Below are 327 nucleotides of genomic sequence, written 5' to 3'. Positions count from 1 at the left end.
AATCCGATCCCGGACCCAGCGCCGGTGATCGCCACGACCTTGCTGATCAGCTCTTGTTTCACAGGCACATCCATATCCTCATCAATCGGCGACTTGCCTGATAGAGTGACCGGGGGCATCGTCGCCCCCGGCCGGGCGTTGTTAGCGAGACTTCTTGTAGAGCTTGCTGGCGATATCGAACATTTCTTCCGGTGCGTAGTTCGGAGCGAACGCACCATAGTTGCCGAGCAATTCCGGGATCTTGCCGCCCTCAGGATGCCCGTCGACGACTTCCAACTCACCCGGCGGATCGCCCGGCAGCGCCATCTCACCATTGCCCCAGATGCC

The 327-nt window shown here is 60.2% G+C and carries 1 pseudogene; it reads right to left on the bottom strand.

The window, feature by feature from the left end:
* Positions 1–141: 141 nt before the first annotated feature.
* Positions 142–327 (bottom strand): annotated as a pseudogene (locus GSQ76_RS19870) (manganese catalase family protein); the annotation flags it as partial.

The sequence above is a fragment of the Acidisphaera sp. L21 genome, from assembly GCF_009765685.1.
Lineage (GTDB): Bacteria > Pseudomonadota > Alphaproteobacteria > Acetobacterales > Acetobacteraceae > LMUY01.
The sequence above is the reverse complement of the archived record's forward strand: the minus strand, read 5'-3'. Positions and strand labels throughout refer to the sequence as shown.